This window comes from Actinoplanes hulinensis, assembly GCF_019429605.1.
Lineage (GTDB): Bacteria > Actinomycetota > Actinomycetes > Mycobacteriales > Micromonosporaceae > Actinoplanes > Actinoplanes campanulatus.
Genome location: NZ_JAHXZI010000001.1, coordinates 430,597 through 446,853 on the forward strand (window position 1 = coordinate 430,597; position 16,257 = coordinate 446,853).

At 70.2% G+C, this 16,257-nt stretch carries 13 protein-coding genes; 5 read left to right on the top strand and 8 right to left on the bottom strand.

All coding sequences use genetic code 11. From position 1 onward, the window contains the following. The first annotated feature begins 14 nt into the window (after window positions 1-14). Window positions 15-2,813, top strand: coding sequence for a phosphoenolpyruvate carboxylase (gene ppc, locus KZ829_RS02110; RefSeq protein WP_220142159.1), 2,799 nt, complete (start codon window positions 15-17; stop codon window positions 2,811-2,813). Window positions 2,814-2,908: 95 nt separating this feature from the next. Here the strand turns inward: ppc and KZ829_RS02115 are convergent, their stop codons facing one another. From KZ829_RS02115 to KZ829_RS02150, 8 genes are all read right to left on the bottom strand, one after another. Beyond that, window positions 2,909-3,565, bottom strand: coding sequence for an SMI1/KNR4 family protein (locus KZ829_RS02115; protein WP_308285305.1), 657 nt, complete (start codon window positions 3,563-3,565; stop codon window positions 2,909-2,911). Window positions 3,566-3,623: 58 nt separating this feature from the next. Continuing rightward, window positions 3,624-4,802 carry a hypothetical protein gene (locus KZ829_RS02120; RefSeq protein WP_220142160.1) on the bottom strand — a complete coding sequence of 393 codons (1,179 nt, stop codon included), beginning with the start codon at window positions 4,800-4,802 and terminating at the stop codon, window positions 3,624-3,626. Then, a complete protein-coding gene (locus KZ829_RS42590; protein WP_246634899.1) occupies window positions 4,799-5,014 on the bottom strand; it encodes a hypothetical protein in 216 nt (71 codons plus the stop codon). The genes KZ829_RS02120 and KZ829_RS42590 overlap by 4 nt, the downstream gene beginning before the upstream one ends. 419 nt (window positions 5,015-5,433) lie before the next feature. After that, window positions 5,434-6,144, bottom strand: a complete 711-nt coding sequence (locus tag KZ829_RS02130; protein ID WP_220142161.1) for an ABC transporter permease — start codon at window positions 6,142-6,144, stop codon at window positions 5,434-5,436. Further along, complete coding sequence (locus KZ829_RS02135; RefSeq protein WP_220142162.1) at window positions 6,144-7,097, bottom strand: ABC transporter ATP-binding protein; 954 nt, start codon at window positions 7,095-7,097, stop codon at window positions 6,144-6,146. The genes KZ829_RS02130 and KZ829_RS02135 overlap by 1 nt, the downstream gene beginning before the upstream one ends. Beyond that, window positions 7,094-7,951, bottom strand: coding sequence for an ABC transporter permease (locus KZ829_RS02140; RefSeq protein WP_220142163.1), 858 nt, complete (start codon window positions 7,949-7,951; stop codon window positions 7,094-7,096). The genes KZ829_RS02135 and KZ829_RS02140 overlap by 4 nt, the downstream gene beginning before the upstream one ends. Beyond that, entirely contained in the window at window positions 7,944-8,858 is a 915-nt protein-coding gene (locus KZ829_RS02145) for an ABC transporter ATP-binding protein (protein ID WP_220142164.1), read from the bottom strand. Before KZ829_RS02145 ends, KZ829_RS02140 begins: the two co-directional genes overlap by 8 nt. A 79-nt stretch (window positions 8,859-8,937) precedes the next feature. After that, complete coding sequence (locus tag KZ829_RS02150) at window positions 8,938-10,182, bottom strand: glycosyl hydrolase (RefSeq protein WP_308285306.1); 1,245 nt, start codon at window positions 10,180-10,182, stop codon at window positions 8,938-8,940. Window positions 10,183-10,351: 169 nt separating this feature from the next. Between KZ829_RS02150 and cysC the strand changes: the two genes are divergently transcribed. The 4 genes from cysC to KZ829_RS02170 all read left to right on the top strand — a co-directional run bounded on the left by cysC (window position 10,352) and on the right by KZ829_RS02170 (window position 16,253). After that, window positions 10,352-11,872, top strand: a complete 1,521-nt coding sequence (cysC, locus tag KZ829_RS02155; RefSeq protein WP_220142165.1) for an adenylyl-sulfate kinase — start codon at window positions 10,352-10,354, stop codon at window positions 11,870-11,872. 96 nt (window positions 11,873-11,968) lie between these two features. Continuing rightward, the gene (locus KZ829_RS02160; protein ID WP_220142166.1) at window positions 11,969-13,663 is read left to right on the top strand and encodes a Wzz/FepE/Etk N-terminal domain-containing protein; all 1,695 of its coding nucleotides are present in this window, start codon (window positions 11,969-11,971) and stop codon (window positions 13,661-13,663) included. Then, entirely contained in the window at window positions 13,660-15,027 is a 1,368-nt protein-coding gene (locus KZ829_RS02165; RefSeq protein ID WP_246634900.1) for a hypothetical protein, read from the top strand. The genes KZ829_RS02160 and KZ829_RS02165 overlap by 4 nt, the downstream gene beginning before the upstream one ends. Before the next feature lie 47 nt (window positions 15,028-15,074). Then, window positions 15,075-16,253: a hypothetical protein gene (locus KZ829_RS02170; RefSeq protein WP_308285307.1), complete on the top strand. Its 1,179-nt coding sequence runs from the start codon at window positions 15,075-15,077 to the stop codon at window positions 16,251-16,253. Window positions 16,254-16,257 lie beyond the last annotated feature (4 nt).

Genomic DNA, 16,257 nt, shown 5'->3' on the forward strand with positions numbered 1-16,257 from the left:
GAAGGAGCGCCCCGATGACAGAGCAGCCTGCCCAACTCGAGGAACGAGAGGGATCCGACGCCGCGCTACGTGCCGATATCCGTCGGATCGGCACGCTGCTCGGCCAGACGCTGGCCCGCCAGGAAGGGCGGCCACTGCTGGATCTGGTCGAGGAGATCCGGGCCCTGGTGCGGCAGGACGCCCCGGCGGCCGCCGACCGCCTCGCGGCGATGGACATCACCACCGGCACGAAGCTGGCCCGAGCATTCTCGACCTACTTCCACCTGGCCAACGTCACCGAGCAGGTGCACCGGTCCCGGGACCTGCGCCGCCGCCGCGCGGAGAACGGCGGCTGGCTGGACCAGGCGGCCAAGCGGATCGCCGAGAAGGGCGTCCCGGCCGACGAGATCGCCGCCGCGGCCCGCCGCCTCGCGATCCGCCCGGTCTTCACGGCCCACCCCACCGAGGCCTCCCGCCGGTCGATCCTGTCGAAGCTGCGCCAGGTCGCCGACTCGCTGGACGCCGAGTCGGCCGCCGCCGCGCTGTTCGGCGACACCGACACCACCACCTCCACCAAGCGTTTCGCCGAGCTGATCGACCTGCTCTGGCAGACCGACGAGCTGCGCCTGGACCGGCCGGACCCGACCGACGAGGCCCGCAACGCCGTCTACTACCTCAAGGACCTGTACGCGGAGGCCGCCCCGCAGGTGCTCGACGACCTGGCCGACACGCTGCGCCGCCTCGGTGTGGAGACCGCGCCCACCTCGCGGCCGCTCACCTTCGGCTCGTGGATCGGCGGCGACCGGGACGGCAACCCGTTCGTCACGCCGGCGGTCACCCGGGACGTGCTGCTCATCCAGCACGAGCACGGCATCCAGGCCACCGAGAAGGCGATGGACAAGCTGATCGACGAGCTGTCCGTCTCCCGGCGGCTGCGCGGCGTCTCCCTCGACCTGTCCGCCAGCCTGGCCCAGGACCTGGACAACCTGCCCGAGGTGGCGCAGCGGTTCCGCCGGGTCAACGCCGAGGAGCCGTACCGTCTGAAGGTCCGGGCGATCAAGGCGAAGCTGGCCAACACCCGGGCCCGGCTGGTCAACGGCACCCCGCACGTGCCCGGCCGCGACTACCTGGGCAGCGCCGAGCTCATCTCCGACCTGGAGCTGATGCGTGCCTCGCTGGCCCGCAACTCCGGGCAGCTGCCGGCCGTCGGCGTGGTCGCCACCGCGATCCGCAAGGCGTCCGCGTTCGGCATGCAGCTGGCCGTCCTCGACGTCCGCGAGCACGCCGAGAAGCACCACGAGGTGCTCCAGCAGATGTACTCGCAGGTCGGCGAGGTCGACGACTACGCCGCTCTGGACCGGGCCCAGCGCACCAAGCTGCTCGCCACCGAGCTGACCGGGCGGCGGCCGCTCTCCAGCGCCGACACCCCGCTCACCGACTCGGCGCGCAAGACCTTCGACGTGTTCCACACGATCCGGGAGTCGCAGGCGCGGTTCGGTGACGAGGTCGTCGAGTCGTACATCATCTCGATGACCCTCGGCGTCGACGACGTGCTGGCCGCTGCCCTGCTGGCCCGCGAGGCCGGCCTCGTCGACATCCACACCGGGCGGGCCCAGGTCGGCATCGTGCCGCTGCTGGAGACCCCGGCCGAGCTGGACGCCGGCGGTGACCTGCTGGACGAGATGCTCTCCACCCCGGCGTACCGGGAGATCGTCCGCGCCCGCGGCGACATCCAGGAGGTCATGCTCGGGTACTCGGACTCCAACAAGGAGGCCGGCATCACCACCAGCCAGTGGCGGATCCACAAGGCGCAGCGGTCGCTGCGTGACGTGGCGGCCCGGCACGGTGTGCGGCTGCGCCTCTTCCACGGCCGCGGTGGCACGGTCGGCCGGGGTGGCGGTCCCACCCACGAGGCGATCCTGGCCCAGCCGTACGGCACCCTGGACGGCGCGATCAAGGTGACCGAGCAGGGCGAGGTCATCTCCGACAAGTACATGATCCCGTCGCTGGCCCGGGAGAACCTGGAGCTGACCGTCGCGGCCGTGCTCCAGGCCACCCTGCTGCACACCACGCTCTCGGTCGACCCGGAGCGCCTCATCGTGTGGGACTCGGTGATGGACACCGCCTCGGACGCGGCGTTCACCCGGTACCGCTCACTCGTCGAGGACCCGGACCTGGCCGCCTACTTCTGGGCCGCCACCCCGACCGAACTGCTCGGCGCGCTGAACATCGGCTCCCGCCCGGCCAAGCGCCCCAACGCGGACGCCGGACTGAGCGGGCTGCGGGCCATCCCGTGGGTGTTCGGCTGGACCCAGACCCGGCAGATCGTCCCCGGCTGGTTCGGTGTCGGCACCGGCCTGGCCGCGGTCCGCGCCGCCGGCCTCGGCGCCGAACTCGACGCCATGCACGAGCATTGGCAGTTCTTCCGTACGTTCCTGTCGAACGTCGAGATGATGCTGGCCAAGACCGACCTGTCGATCGCCCGCCGCTACGTCGAGACCCTGGTCCCCGAGGAACTGCGCCCGATCTTCACGAAGATCGAGCAGGAGTACGCCCTGACCGTCCAGGAGGTCCTGGCGATCACCGGCGGCACCGAGATCCTGTCGAACCAGCCGGAGCTCTCCCGCACCCTGAGCGTCCGCGACACGTACCTGGAGCCGCTGCACCACCTCCAGGTCGCCCTGCTCCGCCAGTACCGCGACCTGAGCGACACCAGCCGCCAGATGCCGACCGCCCCGGGCGCCCGCCGCGGCCCGTCCGACTCGACGGCCCTGGAACGCGCCCTGCTCACCACGGTCAACGGCATCGCCGCCGGCATGCGCAACACCGGCTGATTCGCCACACACCTGGGAATGAGGCCGTCCGGCGATCGCCGGACGGCCTCTTCACTGTTGTTCCGGCGCCCACAGCGCACCACAGCGACAGGGCTTCATGGATAGGACGCCAAGAACTCCGCATTGGTGAGCCAGGTGCGGTACCAGTCGGCGAAGTTCATCGGGCTGCCGTCGGGGTTCTGTTCGGGCTGAAAGCCCTCACCGTCGGTCGTGTAATCGGTCCAGATCTGGCCACGGGAGGGTCCACTCACCACCAGGACCACCCACAGGGCACAGCCGAGATGGCACAGAAAGAGCAGACCGTGCCGGTGGGCCGGGTTATAGGCGAGCCGATCGTGCATCGCCCACCAAAGCTCCTCATCCCGGTCGATAGCCGGGCCGTCGAGCAGGCCGTCGAGCGGGTTGAAGCCACGGATGTGCCCGAACGGCCGGATCAGCGACTCCCGGTCGTGAGACGGGCCGCCATCGCTGTCCAACTCCCATCGACCGTCCACCCGGCGCAGTGGGAAGAGGCCATAGCCCGGGCCTGCGCCACCGCGGCCGGCTTCCAGCAGGAACCCGCGGTATTCTCCGGGAAGATCGACACCGAACTGCGACTCCACCTCGGCGAGTTCCGCGGCGGTCAGCGGCGGCGCCAACTCTCCGCTGCCCAAAGTTGCGCCCTTCCCGGCCAGTACTGCGAGTCGTGGCCGAACATCCGACCAGTCGATCTCCGGCACGGCCCGCGAGCCACCGACGTGGGCGGCGAACACCGGGCCGGTAGGCACCGTTCCGCCCCACTCCCACAGGGGCAGCAGCCCGGAGGGCTCGTCACTCGTCACGATCGGCCACAACCTGGAAGGCCGACGGATTCGTCAGATACAGGCGGGTTCCCCGTCGTACTAGATCCCCGCGGACAGTGACCGATCGCATCTCCTGATGCGCCCTCGTGGCCTGGGTATAGTCCCCATCCCCAAGGGGCATCCACACACGGCGTAGCCGGTCTTCCCCCTCTATCGTCCCAGCGACGCTGATCTCACCTGATCCGACTCCCTCCCGATGTAACCGCACGACATTGCCGACGATCAGGACTCCTTCATCGGCGACTCTCTCCCTCAGCTCTTGGGCAGCCGATGCCAGGACCGGCAGATGATCGCGTCGGAAGCGGATCGGTTCGAGAAGGGCGCGTGCGCGCAGGGGGCGCGCAATCGCGAGACGCATCGTCAGTTCGAAGGGATGGCCGGCCTCGCCGCCGAGACCTACCAGTGCCTCGCACAGGTTGGCACTGATTCCGCGTGGAACCGCATCAGTGAAGGCGTCCAGACCATTGCTGGAGATCAGAGCGTCGTTCGCCGCGTCGTTCGCGGCTCGCACGGCGTCGTAAAGCTTCAACGAGACTCTGCGTTCGAATGGCTCCGCGGGCTCGAGAGCGTCCGAAACGTCATCGTCGAACAGCGAGGGCTGTCCGGACAACCGGGGCGGGATCGGCGTGTGCACCGACAACACGAAACTGCCCTCGACCGGCGCGCCGATCGCGACCTCCCGTAGAAATCTCAAAACCTCGGCGGGCTTCCGAGCCGGTTGTACAGCACGCGGCTGCTCCGAACTGACCGCATATGCGGCGGCCACGACCAGGCTCCGCAGACTTTCGTAGGCTTGCACGCCGTCATCCAGGCCGATCAAACCTGGCCCATGATCAGCCGGGAACGTCCGGATCGAGTGCACATCCATCGAGACATCGGTGATGTCGGCGAGGACATCCAGTTCCGAGCGGTCCTCGGCGGAGGCGAGTACGGATAGCAGGTCACGTACTCGGGAGGGATAGTCCCGAAGAGCGGAGTCATGTGGCTGCAGCACCTCGAACTCATCGGAGCCGATCACCTTGACCCAGATGATGCCGCCCCTGTCGCGTTCGCGAATCGCCCAGGCTTTGGCGCGGAGGTACATCGCCAATTCGGAAGGTGACCTGGCGGCCAGCACGGCACGGTCGGTGATTCGGGCCTGGATCATTGCGCCGCCCTCTCCAGATCGCCGTCCAGTAGGTGCTGGAGAGTCGTCACGGTAAGCAGGTTCCGTAACGGGACCTCGACCACGACACTGCTCGGCTGCTCGTCACCTGTCGGCCGAATGTCCTGGTCCGCCAGCGAAAGCCAGTATGCGGCGGTGGACAGCGTCATGCTCTCATCCGTGCAGACCGCATACCGGGCGGCGTCGGTCGGCACCGACACCAAGGTCAGGAAGCGGGGTATCTGGAACCCTGGGCCGGCCAGGTGGTTGAAGTGCGTGACCGCATCCGATGGCGGATCTTCCCGTCTCTGATGTCAATCTCAGTCGCGGTTTTCACCTGCACCTCGATCTTGGGCGAACGAGTCGTGCCACGCGGGCCGGGGTACGCGATCTGCCAGTCGACCCCCTCAAGGTCCAGGTTCATCTTGGAGGTGGTGAAGCCGCCCGCGCACGCCATCGCATGGATGAACCCCTCTCCGTGCAGACCTTGGTGAACGTTTCTGTTCAACGCACTCCACCCTGAGAATCATCAACATAGCGTCAATAGACTAGTTGCCCTATGCCTATATAGGGAAGGGCCTCCCTCGCATGGTGGACATGCGGGAAAGGCCCTTCTACTCGGCGTCGTGCCGGGTCAGCTTGTCTCGCCGGCCAGGCTGAAGGAGCCGAGGCGGTTGATGGCGAAGACGGTGCCGGCGACGGTGAAGATCGCGCTCATCACGATGGCCGTGGTGAGGCTGACCGGGGTCTGCATCATGCCGTTCGGGGCGATCTTGTCGGTGATGGCGATGACGTACTGGCCGATGGCCAGGTTCTTGGTGCCGCTCACGAAGTTTCCGAGCAGGCCCTCCCAGACCAGGATGTAGACCAGGCCGACCAGTACCGGGCGGCGGCTGACCAGGCTGAACAGCAGGAACAGGGCGGAGTAGGCGAAGGCGCCGACGGTCGCGGCGACGGCCAGGGCGCCACCGAGCTTCGCCGAGCCGGCCAGGACGCCGGTGAGGAACAGGGGTACGGCCGAGACCACCGTGGTGACCGAGGCGGCCACCGCGTACTTCGCGAGGATGATGTCGCGGCGGGCCAGCGGCTTGGTGAGGATGTGCACGATCGTGCCGTCGTCGACCTCGGAGCCGAGGACGCCGGTGCCGACGATCAGGGCGACGACCGGCAGCACCACGGCGAGACCCAGCGCGACGATCACCGCCTGGCCCCACATGTCGGGCGACACGTCGTACATCCGGCAAAGGAGTGCCAGACCGACCAGCAGGATCGGCAGGGGCAGGAGCAGCAGTGCCCGGCGGCGGCCGAACAGGCCGCGCGCGGTGATGAAAGCGACCGTGGACATCAGCCCTCCAGCAGGTAGGAGAAGACGCTCTCCAGGGACTCGTCGGACGGCACCAGCTGGTGCAGGCGGATCCCCTGGTCGAGTGCGATGCGGGGCAGCACGCGGGTGAAGCTGCCGTAGTCGGAGGCGCGAACGGTCAGGCCGGTGGCCTCGATCTCGATGCCGGCGACCGACTTCTCGGCCATCAGCGCGACGGCCAGCCGGCGGTCGTCGGAGCTGCGTACGGCGAAGACGTGCGGCCGGTTGGTCATCAACCGGCGGATCTTGCGGTAGTCGCCGGAGGCGGCGAGCCGGCCCGCCACGATGACCTGGACCAGGCCGGCGACCTGCTCGACCTCCTCCAGGATGTGCGAGCTGAACAGGATGGTGTGGCCGCGGTCGCCGAGCGAGTGCAGCAGCTCCATCATGTGCATCCGCTGGCGCGGGTCCATGCCGTTGAACGGCTCGTCCAGCAGCAGCACGCGGGGCTCGTGGACCAGTGCGGCGGCGACCCGGGTGCGCTGGCGCATGCCCTTGGAGAACGTCTCGATGCGGCGCTCGGCGGCGCCGGTCATCTCGACGAGTTCCAGGGCCCGCTGGGCGGCGGCCTCCGGGTCCTTGAGCTTCTGCATCTTGGCGCAGGCGGTCACGAACTGGCGGGCGGTCAGGAAGCCGTGCACCGCCTCGCGCTCGGTGACCAGGCCCAGGTCGCGGTAGACGGCCGGGTTGCGCCAGGTGGGCTTGCCGTCGATGGTCACCATGCCCCGGGAGGGGGCGAGGAAGCCGGCCATCATGTGCAGCACGGTGGTCTTGCCGGCGCCGTTGGGCCCGAGCAGGCCGGTGACGCCGGGGTTGAGCGACATGGTGATGTCGTTGACCGCCACCACGTTGCCGTACCAGCGGGAGACGTTGACCAGGTCGACCACGCCGAGGGTGGCGGCGGGCGTCTCGGCCGGGAGCGTCTGGGTGGTCACAGCGAGGCCACCTTCCGGTAGCGGGCCAGCAGGATGAGGATGCAGGCGGCGATCAGGCAGACCGCCTCGATGCCGTAGACCGGGCCGAACCGGCCGATCTCAAGGTCGAATCGGCCGCCCATCCACTGTCCGACCCCGGCGAGCAGGGTCATCGGGCTGGCCAGGAAGGCCAGCTGGTTGGCGGTGGTGGAAGGCAGCGAGCCGAGCACGCCGACGATCGGGGTGGTCACCAGGAAGACCGCCACGATGCCGCCCGCCGCGAACGCCTGCTTGCCGGTGAAGGAGGCGACCAGCAGGCCGATGGCGGCGAACATCAGCGACCAGAGCAGGCTGTAGCCCAAGCCTGGCACCAGGTCGAGGACCTCGTTCCACACACCCTTGAAGCCGGTCTTGGTGGTGAACGCGGCGCCGAGGAACATGATGAACTGCGGCACGCCGAGCAACAGCCAGATCGCGCTGACCATGGCGGCGAACTTGGCCGAGACGTAGTCGGCGGCGCGCAGCGGCCGGCTGAAGTACAGCGGTAGCGTGCCGGCCCGCAGATCGCGGGAGACCAGCTGGGGCGCCACGATCGCGGTAAAGAAGATGATCAAGAAGCTCATCTGGCCGGCGAACTCGAGGTAGCTGAGCACCGACTCGCCGGTGACGGAGCGGACCGCGGCCACGATCACCGCGACCAGCAGCATGATGCCGAAGACCAGCCAGGGGAAGATCTTCGCCTTGGCGGAGCGGCCCAGCCCGTACGCGGCCCGCAGCCCGTGCACGTAGAGCGCCTGCTGCATGGCGAAGCGGCCCAGACGGGGTCCGTCGTACCGCTGGTATCCAATGTCATGGATGACGCCGGCCTCAGACATCGGCGGTCTCCTTCGTGGTGAAGAGCTCGGCGACGCGGTGCCGACGCTGGTCGAGGCGGTGCAGGTTGAGGTCGAGATCGGTGACCGCGTGGAGGATCCGGTCGTACGCCTCGTCCGACTCCAGGGACACGAGCAGCTGCCGGCCCTCACGGGTGACCGCCAGGCCGCGCTCGGCGAGGGCGGTGGCCAATTCGTCCGCACCGTCTGCGACCTCGACCGCCAGGATGTCGGACACCTCGGTCATCGAGGAGATCCGGTCGGCGCGCAGCAGGCGGCCGCCCTCGATCGCGATGAGCGAGTCGCAGATCCGCTCGACCTCGCCGAGCAGGTGCGAGCAGACCACCACGGAGATCCCGAACTCGGTGCCGATCCGGTGAACGAGGTTGAGCATCGCGTCGCGGCCGGCCGGGTCGAGGCCGTTGGTGGGTTCGTCGAGCAGCAGCAGGTCGGGGTCGTGCACGAGCGCCTGGGCCAGCTTGACCCGCTGCTTCATGCCGGTGGAGTACCCGCCGATCTGCCGGTAACGCTCCTCGTACAGGCCGACGTGCCGCAGCGCCTCGGAGGCGCGCTCCCGGGCGGCGGTCTTCGGCAGCCCGCTCATCCGGCCCAGGTGGGTGACGAACTCGGCGGCCGAGACGTCGGGCGGCAGGCAGTCGTTCTCCGGCATGTAGCCGACACGGGCGCGGACCCGGTCGGTCTGCGTGACGGGGTCGAGGTCGAAGACCCGGACGGTGCCGCCGCTGGGCGGCACCAGCCCCAACATGATTTTGATGAAGGTGCTCTTGCCGGCGCCGTTGGCGCCGACGAGCCCGATGACGCCGGCATCGACCGCGACGGTGAGGTCCGCGAGGGCGGTCACCCCGCCGCCGTACGTCTTGGTCAGCCCGTCCGTAACGATGATGGTCACGGGGTCAGCCTATGAAGGCGGCGCACCTCGATGGATCGGGAAAACCCCTGAGCCCCTCTCAGGGTCTCTCAGCCGGCTCTCAGTTTACCGACACCTGGAACACCGGGAGCCTGCCGAGACGACGGTACTCGCGCAGCGCGGCCGGGGTGCTGTCCACCGACGAGTCCTGGCCCTTGTGGTTGGCCGGGGTCTCGAAGTGCACCATCGCCTTGATGCCGGGGAAGCGGCCGATCTGCTGTCCCACCTCGCGATAGAACTCGGCCATGTGGCCCGGGTTGCGCTCGGAGAACCAGACGGCCCACTCGGCCACCATCAGCGGCTTGTCCGGGTGGCGCCCACGGACCCAGTTGTAGAAGCCGGGCCAGCCGGGTTTGCTCGCCGAACGGCGGTTGAGCAGCTCGTCGAAGTCGCCGTGGCCGTAGCCGGGGTCGCTGTAGGAGTAGGTGTCGAAGCCGATCCAGTCGACCACGTCGTCGCCCGGGTACATGTGCTGGAACCAGCTCTTGGTGGTGTGCGGGACGTAGGCCATGTGCACCAGAACGGTCACCACGTTGGTGGCGCCCTTGGCCCGCAGCCGCTTCACCACGTGCCGGAACATCGCCGCGTAGTCACGGGCCGTGTAGCCGGAGCCGACCCGCTCGCGTACCTGGTCCTCGGCCTCGTGGTGGATCGCGAAGAAGAACCGCTCCCGGAAGTTCTCCCGCAGGTGTTCGGCGAGACGGTCCAGGAATTCGTCGGTATGCCGGTCCCCGCGCGCGATCCGTGCCCAGGTGGTGGTCTCCGGCTTCCAGTTGAGCAGGAGGATCCGCTCGCGCCCGGGCTCGCGGGCGATCCGGATCTCCTGCTCGGTCGGGAACAGTTGACGGGTGCCCTTGTGGTACCCGTGGAACACCGCCTGATGCCGCCCGGTCTTGCGCTCGAACTCGTTGAGCGCCCACGAACCCTGTGCCTCGGTGTGCGCCCCCGGAGCCACGCCCCACAGGATCCCGCAGGTCGGCACCAGCCTCGCCCCGGTACGGCACGTCCGTTCCCGCCCCGACTCGGAACGGTGCCCGACCGGCACGATCCCGGGCCGCGGCCCGGCGGTGTCCGGGCCCGGCACGGGCTCCGGCGCGAGGTTGGACGGCGGCCCGGGCGGAACCGGCAGGGACGTGCCCGGCGCGGTGACGGCCGGGTCCACGACGACCGGAGGCCGGTACGGCGGCGGGGCGCCGAGCCGGTCGGCGCCTCCCGTCCACGCCCAGGAGAGCGTCACGGTCACGGACATCGTGAAGGCCGTGGTCAGTACGGCGAGGTGCAGTAGTCGGGATCGGGTCTGTCTCACAAAGGCCGAGTATCAGATGATCAAGCATGTTTGTCCAGTAACAAGCGGTTTTGTACTGAGATTGCTTTATATGGCTTTCGTACCGACTGAGGGAAGACCGAGATCCCGACTCGACCGGTTGGATCGAGGCTGCGAAACTGTCCCCCAAATACCTGCAGGGGGATTCGAAGTGAATGGTTCGGTACTGCCCGAGGACGTGCTCCGGGACGCTCCCTCCTTCACCCCGCGCCCCTACGAGCTGGCGGACCTCGAGTTGCTGCTCTCCGGCGCCTACGCGCCGCTGACCGGTTTCCTCGGCCGCGCCGACCTGGCCTCGCTGGCCCGCCGCGGCCGGCTGGCCGACGGCGCGTCCTGGCCGGTGCCGGTGACCTGCGAGATCCCCGGCGAGGTGGCGTCCGCGCTGGACCCGGCCGACCCGGCCCGGCGGACCCTGGTGCTCACCGACCCGGAGGGCGCCCCGGTCGCCGCCATCGAGGTGACCGACATGTGGCGGACCGGGGAGAACCGGTTCGGCATCGGCGGCCCGGTGCGCCGGATGGGTGACGGCGGCCACGGCCCGTTCCAGCGCCTGCGCCGCATGCCGGAGGAGGTCCGGGCACTGCTCCCACCGGGCCGGGTGCTCGGGGTGATCGCCGACCGGCCGCTGCACCGGCCGCAGCTCGCCCAGATCGCGCACGCCGCCCGTACCCTCGCGGCCCACCTGCTGATCCTCATCCCGGTGAGCGGGCCCGGCCCGGACGGCCTGCCGCCGGAGGCGCTGGTGCGCTCGATCTTCGCGGCCCGCGACCGGATGCCCCCGGCCACCGTGGTGGCGGTGCCGCTGCTCACCCGCGGCGACGAGATGCGCGACGCGCTGCTGCGCGCGCGGGTGGCCCGGGCGTACGGGGTGACGCACGTCCTGTCCACCGGTGATTCGCTGTCCGGCGCGGGCCTGCGGGTGCTGCTGCCGCGTGAGCTGGCCTACGACAACCGGGACGGCCAGTGGCGCTGGCGTGACGACATCCCGCCGCGCAACCGGCGCCTGGCGATGTCTCCGGCCGAGATCGACGACCTGCTGGACCGCGGTTTTCCGCTGCCCGAGTGGCACACCCCGCCGGCCGTCGCCAAGGAGCTGTCCCGGGTGCGGCCGCCGCGCCGGCAGCGCGGTCTGGTGGTCTTCTTCACCGGCCTGTCCGGCTCCGGCAAGTCGACCATCGCCCGGAACCTGGCCGACGCGCTCCGGGAGACCGGCGACCGGACCGTGACGCTGCTCGACGGCGACGTGGTCCGCCGTGAGCTGACCGCCGGGCTGGGCTTCAGCAAGGCCGACCGGGACCGCAACGTCCGCCGGATCGGCTGGGTCGCCGCCGAGGTGGGCCGGCACCGGGGCATGGCGGTGGCCTGCCCGATCGCGCCCTACGAGGCGGCCCGGGCGGCGGCCCGGAAGATGGCGGTGGAGGCCGGGGCCGGGTTCATCCTGGTGCACGTGGCCACGCCGCTGGAGGTGTGCGAGAGCCGGGACCGCAAGGGCCTGTACGCACGGGCCCGCGCCGGTCAACTGCGCGGGATGACCGGGATCGACGACCCGTACGAGGAGCCGACCGACGCCGAGCTGACCGTGGACACCACCACGATGACAGTTCCGGAGGCGGTCGAGATGGTCCTCGGTTACCTGGTCGAGAGCGGTTGGGTGGAGCCGAAACTCTCGTAGCCATCACTCACGGCGGGAGTGTGGCGTTGTCACTCTGGGGCGAAACGCCCAAAGCTGACACACACACTCCTCTCCCGGAAGGGCCGCCGAAGACTGATGGAACCGTCTCGCCCCTCGTCCGATCTCTCGCACTACCTGGGTGCCTTCCGCCGCCACTGGTGGATCGCCCTGGTGGCCACGGGTGCCGGCCTGGGCGGCGGCACGGTCCTGACACAGGCCATGCCACAGGTCTACGAGTCGTCGGCCTCGGTGCTGGTGGAGCCGGTCGGGCAGGACACCAACGCGCAGGGCGGCCGGACCAAGGGCGCGGTCAACCTGGACACCGAGGCGCAGCTCGTCGGCTCCGGTGCGGTCGCGGTCAAGGCGGCCACCCTGCTGCGCAGCGACCAGTCGCCGATCGAGCTGGCCAAGTCGGTGTCGGTGCAGGTGCCGGCGAACACCACGGTCCTGGTGATCACCTTCCGGTCGGACGATCCGCGGAAGGCGCAGGCCGGGTCGCACGCGTTCGCCGAGGCGTACCTGCGCAACCGGGAGGAGAGCGCCCGGGCCCAGCTGGACCGGCAGATCAAGTCGCTCAACCTCAAGGTGCGGCAGCTCACCACGGTGCTGGCCGGGATCAACGCGAAACTGGCGATCGCGGCCAAGGACAGCCCGATCGCCGGCAACCTGCAGAGCCTGCGGAACAACTCGCAGAACCAGCTGAACTCGCTGACCGGGCGGCTCAACGAGCTGACCACCACCATGGTCGGCGGCGGCAGCATCATCAGCGACTCCCGCCTGCCGGAGACACCGAGCAGTCCGAACACGCTGCTCAACGTGGGTACCGGCGGCATGCTCGGGCTGCTGCTCGGGCTGTCCCTGGCGTACCTGCGGGAGCGGTTCGACCGGCGGCTGGTCACCCCGAACGACGTACGGGACCGGGGCCGGGTGCCGGTGCTGGCCGCGCTGGACGAGCGCAGCACGCCGCACTTCGACGACGTCCTCCAGCCGTACGGGCCGGGCGGGCGGGTCTTCAACCGGCTGCGCAACGAGGTGCTGGCCAGCCTGGGCGAGCGCGACCAGATCATCGTGGTGACCGGAACCAGCCGGGGTTCGGCCAGCACCCTGGTCGCCGCGAACCTGGCGGCGGCGCTCGCGCGTACCGGAAGTGAAGTCGTTCTGATCGGCGCGCACCTGCCGGACAGCGTGATCGATGCCGCGCCGCTGGCGCGGATGTTCGGGGTGTCGGCCATGCCCGGCCTCTCCGACCTGCTCGCCGGACGGGTCGGCCTGCCCCGCGCCCTGCAACGGACGCCGCGGATCCCGTCGCTGCGGGTGATCACCACCGGCGGCACGGCCACCGCGGCCGGGCTGATGCAGTCGCAACGGCTCCGGGACACCCTCCAGGCACTGCGCAAGCAGAGCGGGTACGTGGTCATCGAGGCCCCGTCGACCAGCAGCAGCGCCGACGCGCAGAGCCTGGCGAGCCTGGCCGACGCGGCGATCCTGGCGGTGGAGCTGCACCGGTCCCAGCGCCCGGCCCTGCTCGACGCCACCGACCAGCTCCAGCGGGTGGGCACCCGGCTGCTCGGCGCCGTGGTGCTGCCGCGGCTCACCGTGACGCGCCCGAGCGAGCAGGCCGAGCCGGCCGTCTCCCTGCCGGTGCCGGACGCCGGGGACGCGCCGTTGGAGGGCCCGACCCAGCAGCTGTCCTTCGCCGGCCGGCAGCGCCCGGGTGGCACCGAGAACCAGGACGCCACCGCGATCATCGACCTCTCCAGCGCGGGCGCCGCGGACGGCGACGACAAGTGACAGCGGTCGCGGCGGTAGCGCACGCCGGGACCGCGCCTGAGATCTCCCCCAAGAGCCGCTCGCTGCCGTCCTGGCCGGTGGCCGGCATCCTGCTGCTCTATCCGCTGTGGTGGGCGCTCGGCCTGGGCGTGCTGATCTTCCCGATGATGGCCGCGCCGATGGTGTTCCTGCTGCTTCGCCGGCGCTCGGCGGGCCGCCCGGTGCGGTTGCCACCCGGCTTCGTCTGGTGGGTGATCTTCCTGGCCGCGGTGGTGATCAGCATCGCCGCGCTGGGCGCGGACCCGCCCGGCACGGTTCCGGAACGCGCGGGCGAGCGGTTGGTCGCCGTCGTCTACAAGCTTTCGATGTACGGGTCTCTCACGGTCCTTCTGGTGTACGCCGGCAATCTGACCGACGCCGAGCTGTCCCGCCGCCGGCTGGTCCGCCTGCTGGGCGGGATGTTCGTGCTGACCGTGCTGGGCGGGCTGCTCGGCATGGTGGCCGGGAACTTCGAGTTCACCTCGCCGGTGGAGTGGCTGCTGCCCTCCGGGGTGCGCAACAAGGGTTTCGTACGGTCGCTGGTGCACCCGTACGCCGCACAGATCATGGACCTGGTCGGGGGCGAGAAGCCGCGCCCGGCCGCACCCTGGGGTTACACGAACACCTGGGGCAACAACTTCTGCCTGCTGGCGCCGTGGCTCGTGGTGGCCGCGTGGGCCAGTCACCGTACCGGCCGCAGAGCGCTGGCCGTGCTCTGCCTGGCGGTGTCGGTGGTGCCCGCGGTGGCGTCGCTCAACCGTGGCCTGTGGATCGGCGTCGGGTTGCTGCTGGTCTACGTGGCGGTGCGTCACGTGATGGCCGGCCGGCTCTGGATCCTGGTGCTGCTGCCCCTGCTGGGCGCCACGCTGACGGTGGCGCTGACCGCCACCCCGCTGGGCACGACGGTGCAGGCGCGGCTGGACAACGGCAAGTCCAACGGGGTCCGGTCGTTCCTCGTCGACAAGGCCCTGGACGGTTTCACCGGGTCGCCGGTGATCGGGTACGGCGGCACCCGCGACACCCTGGGCGGGCGCAACTCGATCGCGGTCGGCGAGAGCGCCGGCTGCGAGCGGTGCGGCAACTTCACGGTGGGTGGCAACGGCCAGCTCTGGCAGCTGCTCTACGCGCACGGCGCGGCCGGCACGGTGGGATATCTCGGCTTCTTCGGGTACGGGCTGTGGCGGTTCCGCCGGGACCGCACCCCGATCGGGATCGCCGGGAGCGCCGCGCTCGTCTCCTCCTTCTCCGCGATGCTCTGGTACAACTCGCTGGTCACCCCTCTGGCCTTCATGGTTCTGGCATATGCGCTGCTCTGGCGCAACTGGATCGAGGGGAACACCGATTGAGCCCAGTTAGAACGGCTCCCGCTGAGTTGACGGCCGGGGACGCGGCGTTGCGGACGCAGTACCTGACCGAGGTGATGCACCTGCTCTACCCCGCGCCCTGCCGAACCGACGGCACGCCCGGTCCCCTGGTCACCGAGTACCTGGTCGTTCCGAACGCGCACCGGCCCCGGCTGCTGGTCCCGACGCACTCGCCCGTGATCGCGGCGGCCGCCGTGCGCCGCTACGCCGAGCCGCAGAGCCGGATGGCCCGGCTCAAGCGGGGCGCCGTGGTCGCCGCGGTGCACGCGCGGGCCACCGGCCTGGTGTTCCGGGACCGGATCCGGGTGACCGGCCCGCTGTCGGCCGGCATCGACGGCTACCTGAGCGAGGCGCTGCGCCGGGATCTCGCGATCAGCATCCACATCGGCCCGGCGCGGGCCAACCGCAAGCCGGTGCTGCAACTTCTCGGCCCGGACGGCGACACCTTCGCCTTCGGCAAGCTGGGCACCGGCCCGCTGACCCGCCGGCTGGTGAAGGCGGAGACGGCGGCGCTGACCACGCTCGGCAGCAGCGGCCTGACCAAGCTGACCGTGCCACGGGTGATGCACGCCGGGCAGTGGCGGGGCATGCAGGTGCTGGTCCAGTCGGCGCTGCCGGTCTGGCTGCCGCGGGCGTCGCTCAGCCTGCGGCGGCTCACCGCGGCCATGATCGACGTCGCGGGCTGCCGCGGCTACACGACCGGGCCGCTCACCGGCAGCGGGTACTGGCAGGACCTCCAGGCACGGCTCGCGACGGTCGCCGACCGGCCGGAGGGTGCGGGACTGGCCGCCGCCGTGGACGTGCTGGCCGCGCACAGCGGCGAGACGACGATGCGGTACGGCGCCTGGCACGGCGACTGGGCCCCCTGGAACATGGCGAACCTGGCCGACACCCTGCTCGTGTGGGACTGGGAGCGGTTCGCCACCGGGGTGCCGCTCGGCTTCGACGCCATCCATCACGAGCTGCAGAAACGTATCCAGTCCACCGGCGACGCCCGGGCCGCGGTCGAGGCGACCGTGCACCGGGCCGACGAACTGCTCGCCCCGTTCGGGGTGACGCCGGTGGCCCGCGAGATCACCGCCCTGCTCTACCTGGTCGACCTCGCCGTTCGTTACCTGACCGACAGGCAGGCCGAGGCGGGCGCCCGGCTTGGCGTGCTCGGGACCTGGCTGCTGCCGGTGCTGATCCGGCGCGTGGAGGAGCTGTAGAACC